9 protein-coding genes, 1 CRISPR repeat array and 2 riboswitches are annotated in these 11384 nt (G+C 49.1%); of the genes, 3 read left to right on the forward strand and 6 right to left on the reverse strand.

Annotated elements, in window-relative coordinates; translation table 11 throughout:
* Nucleotides 1–67: 67 nt before the first annotated feature.
* The 4 genes from cdd to BZJ21_RS12585 form a co-directional block, all read right to left on the reverse strand.
* Entirely contained in the window at nucleotides 68–964 is an 897-nt protein-coding gene (gene cdd, locus BZJ21_RS12570) for a cytidine deaminase (RefSeq protein WP_077669952.1), read from the reverse strand.
* Between the two features lie 309 nt (nucleotides 965–1273).
* Nucleotides 1274–1774: a hypothetical protein gene (locus BZJ21_RS12575; RefSeq protein WP_236719563.1), complete on the reverse strand. Its 501-nt coding sequence runs from the start codon at nucleotides 1772–1774 to the stop codon at nucleotides 1274–1276.
* Between the two features lie 213 nt (nucleotides 1775–1987).
* The gene (sbcB, locus tag BZJ21_RS12580) at nucleotides 1988–3409 is read right to left on the reverse strand and encodes an exodeoxyribonuclease I (protein WP_077669953.1); all 1422 of its coding nucleotides are present in this window, start codon (nucleotides 3407–3409) and stop codon (nucleotides 1988–1990) included.
* 168 nt (nucleotides 3410–3577) lie between these two features.
* Entirely contained in the window at nucleotides 3578–4162 is a 585-nt protein-coding gene (locus tag BZJ21_RS12585; RefSeq protein WP_077669954.1) for an FMN-dependent NADH-azoreductase, read from the reverse strand.
* Nucleotides 4163–4469: 307 nt separating this feature from the next.
* Here BZJ21_RS12585 and BZJ21_RS12590 point away from each other — a divergent pair, with 307 nt between their 5' ends.
* The gene (locus tag BZJ21_RS12590; protein ID WP_236719564.1) at nucleotides 4470–5144 is read left to right on the forward strand and encodes an HAD family hydrolase; all 675 of its coding nucleotides are present in this window, start codon (nucleotides 4470–4472) and stop codon (nucleotides 5142–5144) included.
* An 80-nt stretch (nucleotides 5145–5224) separates the two neighbouring features.
* Here BZJ21_RS12590 and BZJ21_RS12595 read toward each other — a convergent pair whose 3' ends face one another.
* Nucleotides 5225–6628: an alanine/glycine:cation symporter family protein gene (locus BZJ21_RS12595; protein ID WP_077669955.1), complete on the reverse strand. Its 1404-nt coding sequence runs from the start codon at nucleotides 6626–6628 to the stop codon at nucleotides 5225–5227.
* 80 nt (nucleotides 6629–6708) lie between these two features.
* A riboswitch (glycine riboswitch) is annotated at nucleotides 6709–6786 on the reverse strand.
* Nucleotides 6787–6789: 3 nt separating this feature from the next.
* Nucleotides 6790–6877, reverse strand: a riboswitch (glycine riboswitch).
* Nucleotides 6878–7152: 275 nt separating this feature from the next.
* On the opposite strand from BZJ21_RS12595, the gene BZJ21_RS12600 reads away from it, so the two are divergent.
* Both BZJ21_RS12600 and BZJ21_RS12605 read left to right on the forward strand, forming a co-directional pair.
* Nucleotides 7153–8322, forward strand: a complete 1170-nt coding sequence (locus tag BZJ21_RS12600) for a J domain-containing protein (protein WP_077669956.1) — start codon at nucleotides 7153–7155, stop codon at nucleotides 8320–8322.
* Nucleotides 8323–8448: 126 nt separating this feature from the next.
* Entirely contained in the window at nucleotides 8449–9612 is a 1164-nt protein-coding gene (locus BZJ21_RS12605; RefSeq protein WP_077669957.1) for an amidase family protein, read from the forward strand.
* Between the two features lie 333 nt (nucleotides 9613–9945).
* Here BZJ21_RS12605 and BZJ21_RS12610 read toward each other — a convergent pair whose 3' ends face one another.
* Nucleotides 9946–10215 carry a TIGR03643 family protein gene (locus BZJ21_RS12610; protein ID WP_077669958.1) on the reverse strand — a complete coding sequence of 90 codons (270 nt, stop codon included), beginning with the start codon at nucleotides 10213–10215 and terminating at the stop codon, nucleotides 9946–9948.
* A 218-nt stretch (nucleotides 10216–10433) separates the two neighbouring features.
* Nucleotides 10434–11241: direct repeats of the CRISPR family, unit length 28 nt; unit sequence GTTCACTGCCGCACAGGCAGCTTAGAAA.
* Nucleotides 11242–11384: the final 143 nt, after the last annotated feature.

Genomic DNA, 11384 nt, shown 5'->3' on the forward strand with positions numbered 1-11384 from the left:
GGATAGTAGCGCAAATTAGGCCTCAGAGCGATCAGAAATCCCCGCTGAGGCCAAGCGTATCATGTGGTTAAGTTGAAAGGGTCGAATAGACGAAAGGAATATCAGGATCCATCGCGTCCAATGTGGCTTGGGTATCGGTCAGATGGCTCACCGTACTGTTTGTCATCTCGGCCAGCGCCACCGACCGAATGTCGTCCCAGTGATAGCCGGCCATATTGGTCGCAATGAGCGCCACTTGAAGCGGGGGTAAACTCGGGTTAAACGCTGCATTTTCGGCATACATCCCAGAGAAAACCGCCCCATCAGATGTTTCAACGGCCACGCCGCTGTAGTTACCCGAATACGGTGCATGACTTCGGTTCGCTGCATCGGCGGCAGCTTTGAGTAGTGGAATATCAATATCGTCTGTGGGTAACTGGTGTGGCGCGTCAGTTAATAAACGTGATTCAACCCCTAAATCGGCAGGACCAAAGGAATCAGGTAAATACGCATGTAACGGTTTGGGATCCGTTTTTGGTAGCTGAATGGTGAGTGATTCTGCACCGTTTAGCTCATTCATAAACTGACGACAATGACCACATGGGCTGTAGTTGATCGTGATATCGGTTAAGCGAGTTGCCCCTTTGGTCCACGCATGGGCAATCGCGCATTGCTCGGCGTGAATGGTTTGGCCCAGTTGCACCCCTGTGAACTCAATATTGGCTCCCAAGTATAGGGTGCCATCTTCGCCACGAACGATGGCGCCAACGTTAAACGTTGATATCGGAGTCACCGCATAAGCCGCCGCTATTGGCAATAGAGTAAGACGCAATGCGGCGCCAGATAGGTCACTTTCGGCTTCCATTTGCGCCACTTGCTCTGGTGAAAATGTCGCACCAAAGTGTGTGTTAGTTATCCAATCAGAGACAACGCGTTGTAATGCGTCGGGCAATTGTGTCAGTGCATCGGTTAGTGCAGTTCGCATAGCATCACTTCTTAGTCATTAACGGAGGCTCAGTGTAGGGAAGCATCTCTGATAATTATGTGATTAGAGTCACGCATAATATGCAAGACCGATTTCGTTGCTGAAAGTTAGAGTGACATCAATGTTTTTTCGCCTTCTAATTTTGCCAACGCTAACGCTGCAAAAGCCAATGTTGCCAGCGCGAAGGTCACCGGATCCACGATCATTAGAGATAAGACAAAGTCAGATAAAACATCAACGATCTGAGCTCACAACGCGAATAGTGTGAGTGTGAGCTCGAAAGTACTCGGATTTCGCGTCGACGAACAGCTACTGCGTTAATAACGCAGTAATGCCAATAATGAGGCTCGCGGTCGCAATCAACACAATAAGCGGTTTTGTAATGCTAAAAGAGGGATCCCCTAATGCCGGGGATTGCGTTGCCGGAGGTGGGGTGAGATCAGGTTGATTTTCCGCCGGCGTGGTTGGCCGTTGCGCAAAGGTTTGTTGGGGTAAAGCAACACGAAAACCAAACTCGCCAACCACGTCAAAGGGCAAGCACTTTTTACCGTTGCGGTAAGACTTAGCCATGAGCGAAGTGACCACACTTTGGTGTTGCGCAAAAGAACTGTCGGGTAATGCGACTTGTTTAAACAAGGTGCGACTTGACAACACCTCGCCTGCGTAATAACAAAGCATTTCGAGCATTCGTGATTCTTCATACGACAAAACCGTGATTGCCTGATCCGTCCAATACAGTGTGCGGCTCTCTGGCTCAAAATCTACTTCAGGAAAACGGTAACAGCGTGTATTTACTTTTGTTGTCATCATCAAGCCCACTCCAAACGACAGCTTTTATAAAAGTGTGGACTCAAATCACAGAACTGCAACTCGTTAGCATGTCTTTTTTGGGTCTAGTTATGCAGGCATGATGTTGAATTTTCTGATTTTATAAGGAATAACAATAGATTAAAAAAAGCACAACCGCTATGGCGCCATAACGGTTGTTGAACCTATCGAAAAACACGACATCGTATATCGAGGCTAACCGACTAATGATTCGACGTAATGGTAAACCGCTTTTAAGATACGGACCTTGTGGTCATCCGCCTGATGATGATCCGCCAGTTGCTGTAGGTTGTCCATGTACGTGGGAAGGTGTGTTTCAAAATAATCGCGGCGGTGCATAAACCACTGTTTTTGTTCATCGTCAGTAAGTGTCCACGGATAGTTGCGGGCACGATAACGAAACAACAGAGGTTTGATGCGCCAATCGTCGACACTCAAGTCAATCCCGGCAAGGTTTTCTGGATCTTGCGCGCGGATAATGTCCATCGCGCTGCGATCACTTTTTGAAAAAAAGCCAGCATACAGTGCGTTATCAACATCTTGATTGTCAAAGGGCTTGGATTGCGCGAAGACAGCCACCAGCTTCTCTCGGATTTCGGGCGCCGCCTTTAGTGCTTTAAGATGTTGAAGACATGCTTCTCTATCCACGCCAAGACGCGCGGCATCGTCAGGACGAAGTACTTTGGCATCGGCTAATACCGGGCATTTATTGATATGGATAAGCTTTAATGGTGCCGGCAATTGGTCGTCACTCAATGCTTGCCGAGGAGTATATAAACGCTCACGGAGGGCATCGGCATCAAGCGCGAATAAAGGTGAAGGATCGCGGGCAAGATCAACAGTGATCACGGCATTGGGGTTGTCAGGATGCCATGCCACTGGCACAACCCAACTGGTGTTGCCTCGCTCGGTGCCAAACATACCTGAGACATGTACCAGTGGTGTCATGTTGACCACGTCAATCAGGTGCTTAATTTTATTCTTATGGCGGTGAGTGAGAAGGTAATCAAACAACCGAGGTTGCGCGGCTTTCACTTTTTTCGCTAACTCAATGGTCGCGTGCACATCCGCCATGGCGTCATGCGCATCACTGTGTTCAATGCCATTGGCGACGGATAAGTTTTCTAACTTAAAACTGGGCTTACCATTTTCGTCATGTGGCCATTCAATCCCTTCAGGCCGCAACGCATAACAGGCGCGCATCACATCGAGTAAATCCCAGCGCGAGTTTCCGTTTTGCCAGCTCCACCCATATGGGTCAAAAAAGTTACGATATAAGGTATACCGTGTCACTTCGTCATCAAACCGAACATTGTTATAACCAATTACACAGGTGTTCGGTTGGGACAGAGCCGCATGGATTTGGGCAATAAACTCGGGTTCGGGCAGCCCTTTTTTCAGTGCGAGTTGCGGGGTAATGCCTGTGACCAAACAAGCTTCTGGGGCCGGCAAGTAATCATTGGGGGGCTGACAAAATAGCACCAGAGGCTCGCCAAGAATATTAAAATCACTGTCGGTGCGAACGCCAGCAAATTGGCAAGGCCTGTCTTTACCCGGATGGGTACCGAACGTCTCAAAGTCGTAAATAAAAAAGGTTGGCTGGTCCGCGTCTGTCACAATCGAATCCAATTTGATCAAACAAAAGAAAGCAGAGTTAATACCCTGCGATAAGTGCTCATGGTAACACTGGCAGGACGTATCACCAATCCTGTCGGTGATAAGATCAAATGCATCAAAGCCTGCAACGAGGCAGGCTCTGATCGATCATTTACAAACAAAGACGCATTAAGAGGTAAGGCGCTTCAGTGTTTGCTTCGCCTCGTCGATGGCTTTTGTTGCGCTTTCTTCGCCCATAGCGAGGCCTTCTGCATAGACAAACTCAACATCTGTGATCCCAATAAAGCCAAGCACCGTTTGCATATATCCGGTGACATGATCCGTGTCTCCTCCTTTATGCATCCCCCCTCGTGTGGTGACCACAATGGCGCGCTTACCGGTTAGCAGGCCTTCAGGCCCGTTTTCGGTATAGCGGAACGTTATCCCTGCACGGGCAACCAGATCAATCCATGCTTTTAGCTGCACGGGGATGGTAAAGTTATACATAGGTGCCGCGATCACTAGGGTATCGCTTTGTTGTATTTCTTCAATCAGTTGGTCCGATGCTTGTTGCACCTGTTGTTGCGGCTCAGTGAGCTCGTCTGCGCCACGCAAACCACCGACGTTATTTCCTGTTAGCGTAGGCAAAGGAGTCGCCGCCAGATCTCGCTCAATCAGCGTTTCTGGAGACAGGGAATCCACTACACTGTCAATGACTGCGTTTGAGCTAGAGTAGGGGCCGAGAATGCTTGATTTTAAGACCAGCGCTTTCATATATTTCTCCTTAAAATGGGTTGGCGTGAGTCAGCACACGTTAGAGTGTAGAGAAACGACACGGTAAAACCAGCGTATAAATTCGTTAAACTTGTTCAAAATTTTTGTTGGGCCCGGTTATTTCTCACGGTAGCGTTGCGCTGAGTGAATAGGGGCGTATGATGTCGCCCGATAGTCGTCCAGAATGTAAAAAAAATGTTATAATGCTCGTTGTGTTGATAAAAAACGAAGATCAAGAACGGCAAAGCGCCCGATCAAATCACAAGTCGGTCACTTGTGGGACACAACGGGGTTTGAGGAAATGTGCGTGAAAAACTTATTTATGTTAGACGTGGACGGTACGCTGGTAGACAGCTGCCAAATGGACCACGAGTGTTTCAGCCAGGCGATTGATGAAGTCACAGGTTTAGCGGTTCCAGATAATTGGGGAAGCTACACCAATGTGACCGATGCGGGGATCATCGAAGAGTTAATCGACACCCATGGACTCAACCATGACAAGATCAGGCTGTTTAGAGAGATCAAACGGGTGTTTAGGCAAAAATTGGCGGTTAGGATTGCAGAGAAAGGCTTAGCGCCAATTCCCGGCGCGGTGGAATTTGTAGAACACATGCGCCATGTGCCCTCGGTTGAATTAGCCATTGCCACCGGCGGGTGGGAAGAAACCGCACGGATGAAGTTAAAAGCGGCAGGTTTTAATATCGACGGCATTGTATTTTCATCTTGCTCCGATGCCATGAGCCGGAGTGAAGTCATGGCGTTGGCGGCATTTCGAGCCAAACAAGATTACGGTGTGTATTTTGATCGTCGAATCTATTTCGGTGATGGTGTATGGGATAAGCAAGCCACGCAATCACTGAACTATGAATTCGTCGCGGTGGGTGACAAGGTAGAGCACGAGGTGCGGGTGAATCACTTTATCAATCCTCAAGCAATTCTTGGTAAGTTAGGGATTGAGGAAGCTGAGCGTCAATACGCTTAATCCCCCTCGCCCCACATATGCACAACAAGCCGGTTCAGTCTATGAACCGGCTTTTTTTGTACAAAGTAACTGGCACGCGATCATGATGATTGTGAACAGGGTTGCGCTATCTCGCTGGCCTGGTCACTGTCTTGTGACGAAAAATACGCTTGGGTCTCTTCAATCACGACTTTACGCAGCAGTAACAAACCGATGAGGTTGGGGACCGCCATTAAGCCATTAACAATATCGGCAAGAATCCAGATCGTATTCAGTTGAATAAAGGCACCGGATGCAATCAAGCCGATAAAGAATAGTTTATAGATATAAATCGCTTTTTTGCCAAACAAGTACGCGACGCAGCGCTCGCCATAGTAGTGCCAGCCTAAAATCGTCGTGAAGGCGAAAAAGAGTAGGCCGATATTTACTAACATAGGGCCAATGCTGCTCTCCATGCCCACGGCAAAGGCATGCGATGTCATTGCTGCTCCCGCTAATTCGCCTGACCATGATTGCGTTAAAATTAACGTTAACCCTGTCATGGTACAAATCACCAAGGTATCGATAAAGGTGCCTGTCATTGATACCAACCCTTGCTCAACGCAAGAGTCGGTTTTAGCGGCCGCCGCGGCAATGGGGGCACTCCCTAGGCCAGACTCGTTAGAGAACACACCACGGGCAATCCCTGATTGAATGGCGAGCATCATACCGGCCCCAGCAAAGCCGCCGGTGGCTGCCATGCCGTTAAACGCGGACTCAAACACCAGGCCAACCGCATGGGGTAATTGGGATATATTGGCGCCGAGTACCCACAAGCAGGCAGCGACGTATAATACGGCCATCACAGGAACGATTTTGGCGGCGACGGCCGAGATAGATTTCACGCCCCCGATAGTCACTAACGCCACTAGCACCGTAAGGATAGCAGCGACGGCAACGGTGGGAATATTAAACAAATGGGTCGCGGCGCTACTAATGGCGTTCACCTGTGGGAAAGTGCCAATACCAAAACAAGCCACGCCGATGCCGAATAGGGCAAATAATTTGGCTAATATCGGCTTGCCGGCGCCTTTGGATAGGTACATCATCGGCCCGCCAAGCATATTACCTTTATGATCGGTTTCGCGGTATTTCACCGCCAGTAAACACTCAGCGTATTTGGTCGCCATCCCTAAAAAAGCGGCTAACCACATCCAAAATAGTGCGCCTGGGCCCCCTAACGAAATTGCTGTGGCAACCCCGATAATATTACCGGTACCAATGGTGGCAGATAATGCGGTACATAGCGCGGCAAAACCAGAGACATCGCCTTGGCTGGTGGCATCAGAAGGTTTAAATATTTGCTTGAGCGCAAAGGGTAAACGGCGGAGTTGGAGCAAGCCCAAGCGAACGGTAAAAAAGAGCCCGGTACCGGTTAATAACAATAAAAGCGGTGGGCCCCAAATCCAGCCGTCAACGGTGGCGAGAAGCGCGGGTATATCGGGTAGTTGTGAAAAAAATGGCATTAATCCCCCTTTAAACATCAAAGGAGAAGATAGACCACACTAATATTAACAAAAGTGCTACATATTGGGGTGGGTATCTCCTCTGTCCTTTTGCCTGAGAGTTTCACTTGAAAACAAGCTTGCTCCTTCGGCGCCCGAATTAACGGGTCTCTCCAGAGTTTCCTCCAACAGCAGTCCATACAATTAAGTGCCTGAAAGATTTACTTCTTCGGCGGATGGCATTTGCCATCTCTCTCCTGCTGTCTTCATCGGAACGTCGTTATGACGGAAAGTATGATAGATCACAGAAATATGAATGCAATGCAAAATTAAGTGAACAGGGCATTGTTCTTCTGAAAAGGTAAAAATTATCGCTTTATAGAAGGTTCTACTAGCTATAGATGCCGCGTGATATGTGTCAGTTGCCTAAGTGTGTCTTGCACTGATTAACGCCCGTTTTTAAACGAGGTGGCTCAATGTTATAAGACATTGGCCGATATTATTATTACCATTAATCGGTAACCACTGACTCAACGAGCCCTAGCATGACCACTTGGAACGAACTTTTAGGCGTGAATGCCGGCGAAACGGCCGCGCAGGTTAAACAACGCCATAAGCGACTTTCTAGCCGTGTGCATCCGGATAAAGGTGGCAGCACTGGGTTGATGCAGCTGGTCAGTGAAGCATACCAGGCCGTTAAACTAGGGAAGGGCGACGATAGCGCTTTAGGGCAAACGCAAAACGAGGGAAGTCAGGCGGCGTTACGCAGCCAGGTTGCACGCCTGCAAAAAGAGTTAGCGGTGTTGCAGCAAGAAAACCGCACCCTCAAATCTCGTCAGGCCGGCCAACAAATTCCGGCACACCTCACGGCTAAAATTGCCAAACTTGAGTTTGATAACCGCCAGTGGCGAGAGCAGTACCAAAAACTTGAGCGTCAGCACCAATCATTAGACGGACAACATGCGCGCCTGACACGTGAGCACGACAAAGAAAAAAAAGAGGCCACACAACGCAACCGCGAGCTTAAAGATGCGTTAACGCGCGTGGAACAGCTAGAAACGGAGCTGACGCATAAAGCCACTCCAGTCACTTTAAAACCGGCCAAACCTGGGCTGGCTTGGCGTTGGGTATTGGCCTCATGGTGCGCCATTGCGCTGGTAATGGTGCCTATTGGGCAATGGCAACGGTGGCTTGCTCCACTTATCGGTGACAGCCAGCCTGATACCGCGCAACGTGTACGTATCATTAATCCCAAGCCACCAGCCTCTGAGCCGGTTGATACTGTTGCCGCCACTCAGTCGCCCGCAGCACCGCCACCGAGTTTACCGGCCGCACCGATGATTGAACTCAACCCGACGGCAGAAAAATGGCATATCAATCAATATACTGATATCGCCCAGCCGTATCTCGCGCTACGTAGTCAACAAGGCTCATACATAGTGGCAAATTGCGTGGGTGATTTTTACATCTATTTGAACCGCAGTTATCAACCGTTGCGCGTGCCACCTAATCTCGATTACGTCGCGCAGCGGCAGCATTTTCATGTGTATGCGATTCCTTATGGCCAAGGGGCATCTATCGATAGTTGGCAATTAGCACGTAAGGTACAAATATTCGACGACACCTTTGTGAGTGCTGATCTGACCCCGAAGTTAAGGGCGTTTGAACAATCGTGCCGACAAACATCGGATCTTACTGCGGTGAACCGTGAGTAGGCAGCGTTACCGCGAGTGTTCACGGTTAAAGATGGCAACCGTCAGATAGAAGGAATTTCAACTCAGTATCGCCTGAATGTATTACACTGATCAGTAAGCAATAACACTTATTTGAGGCCAGTCACTATGCTCGATCAAGCTATGTTCGCGCACCAATTTGAGCCACCGCGGCAAGACAGTGCAAGCGGCGTATTTCGGCGCCACAAGATAGCGGTGTCGCATTCGGTATCGCTCGAAGCGTGTGTGTCAGGGATAGGCATTCCGGCTTGGTCGGAAACGCGCACAGCCGCAAGCCAAGATGCGGGCGTGGTGAAAACGATGATGGCGCAGGGTGCCAGTGTGATCGGCCAGGTGCAAATCGATCCGCTCGGCTTTAGTATCACCGGATTCAATCCTTTTTATGCCGAACTTCGCAACCCCCACTATCGTCAATGCCGTGTGGGTGGTGCCAATGCCGGTATCGCAGTCGCAGTGGCGAAAAAACTGGCGGATCTGGGTTTAGGCAATGATGCGTTCGGGGGCGTGCGGATCCCCGCCGCGCATTGCGGCCTCTATGGCTATCGGCCCACGCCTGGTTTGGTCGATACTACCGGGATAATCGCCATGGCTGATACCTTTGATAATATTGGCGTGTGCAGTGCGAGTCTCGGAGATTTAAGCCAGTTTCAAGAGCTGGTGGCAAAGCCCTCAACCGCGGTCACCAATATTCAAGGTGTGGTCATTGCTGAGCCAATTTTTGCCTTGTTTTACTCGGATGAGGCGATGAAGCAGGTCTATCAACACCTCGAACAGCTTCACCTTCCCCAAGAAACCACCTTAGCGATGAATAAATTAGTGCTTACTCGGGTAGAGAAAACCCAAGTTGCGATTGCCAGTCAAGAATTTTTACTGATGTATCAAGCTTGGCTAGACAGTGCCGAACTCGACTTACCTACCTCAACCCAAGGCTACCTTGAACGGCTGCGGGAAGTGGATTACAAAGCCCATTATCAGGCCAAGAAAACGCGCAAGCAGCTACGCGATACCATTACCGCCATGTGGCCGAGTGACAAGGTATTGATTATGCCTTCAACACCAGGCGCGATTTTGCCCCGTGATGCAGACCAACCCGCCAGTGATACCTTTAATCTCGCCCAGCGCCGTCTTATGGCGTTAGCCGATGTGTGTGGATTACCACAACTAACAATGCCTTTATTCACTCACGATAACGTGCCCTATGGGATAACGTTACTTGCTCATCCCTATAAAGATAAGTTGTTGATGGAAGTTGCGCGTCGATGGTTAAACTAAAGGATGGATTGCTTCCTTATCCTCAGCGTCGTCAAGAAATTTCTATAAAAAACCTTTTTGCCTCGGTAAATTCATGATTTATATGTTTTAAATAAGTTTTATGTTGTGCATTTACTATCAACAGAAACTGTGGATAACTGGTTGGATTAGTCGGTGTTTAACTTTTTAACTGACTGATATTTAAGATCTTAACTGAGTGTTTTATGAGGTTTGGCACGCAGGCCTCGTGTTATAAGAAAGTGACAAATTGGCTGTCACCTTCCCGTAACGTTTCGGAGACGCCCAATTAACGCATCCACGTTATTCACAAAACACGATCTATCGCTAAACCTATCACTTTTTGGCGGATTTTATTTTGTATTGCGTCTTGCAATGGCTACGTAAGACGTGCTCTGAACGTAGGGCCTGATGCTTGGTTTTACGCCCGCGCGTCCGCTCACGCCATACCTTAAAGCTGCGTGGTTTTAACTCACGCCGCATCAAAGCGATGACGTCATCCTGACGCAAGCCATACAGCGTCTCAATCGCCTCAAACGGGGTTCTATCTTCCCACGCCATTTCAATGATCCGGTCAATGTCTGCCGGTTGCTCGTTCAATGCCATATCGGTCTCCTTGATCTAGTGGCAAACAGTACGCGTAGAGCATGAAAGACCGATCAGCGTGAGCCCTCAGACTGAGCAATGCTTTTACCCTTGTTTTTGGGATATTTAGAAATAAATAGCGAATACAGTCAGTTACGACTGGGCGTTTTTAATAAGGGTAAAAAACGATTTTTATCCTAACGGCCTGTTGTCACAGGCTATTATTTCGTTATTCTATAGTTCACTGCCGCACAGGCAGCTTAGAAAACCGAAAAAAGGCCGCTGTCTTTTGCGCCACTGTTCACTGCCGCACAGGCAGCTTAGAAAGGTCACGCGCTCGACGCGAATCGAAAATGGCCGTTCACTGCCGCACAGGCAGCTTAGAAAGGTGCAACCCGCGATTTCCTTGATCGCTTGTGGTTCACTGCCGCACAGGCAGCTTAGAAAACGGAAGCTTGTTGAAGTCACCGAACGTGATCGTTCACTGCCGCACAGGCAGCTTAGAAATAGCTACATGCGAACGCGCTGGCCTTGGTCGTGTTCACTGCCGCACAGGCAGCTTAGAAATCATGTTATCTGAAGCTTCGCTTGCATTAGATGTTCACTGCCGCACAGGCAGCTTAGAAAGAAGGAAATTAAAATCACGCTGACAGTTGCCGGTTCACTGCCGCACAGGCAGCTTAGAAAATCTCGCGCATTAAATTCAAGGCGCCGTTGGTGTTCACTGCCGCACAGGCAGCTTAGAAAAGAAAACTGGCTGGAATCCAGCGCAATACCAAGTTCACTGCCGCACAGGCAGCTTAGAAATCTAGTTTTCTTTTCAACAGGCGTTCCGCCTTGTTCACTGCCGCACAGGCAGCTTAGAAAACTACAAGAAAGCGATTCTATCTCGTAGCTCGGTTCACTGCCGCACAGGCAGCTTAGAAATGATTGTTAAAGAGCGATATCTAGAAGCGCACGTTCACTGCCGCACAGGCAGCTTAGAAAACTTGTCCGCGCCGGTAGTGCCGATGCGACGGGTTCACTGCCGCACAGGCAGCTTAGAAAAGATTAACGACCTGGCCGTCTGTCACGATCGAGGTTAATCGTTGGCCTCAATGTCGGATGGCGCGCGGCGTAAATCACACCAAGTTTGTACGATCGAGTTGGCGCTTATGCCGACCTACGCGAACTTTAACATCGGTGGTGCC

The organism is Salinivibrio costicola subsp. alcaliphilus (assembly GCF_001996185.1).
Lineage (GTDB): Bacteria > Pseudomonadota > Gammaproteobacteria > Enterobacterales > Vibrionaceae > Salinivibrio > Salinivibrio costicola.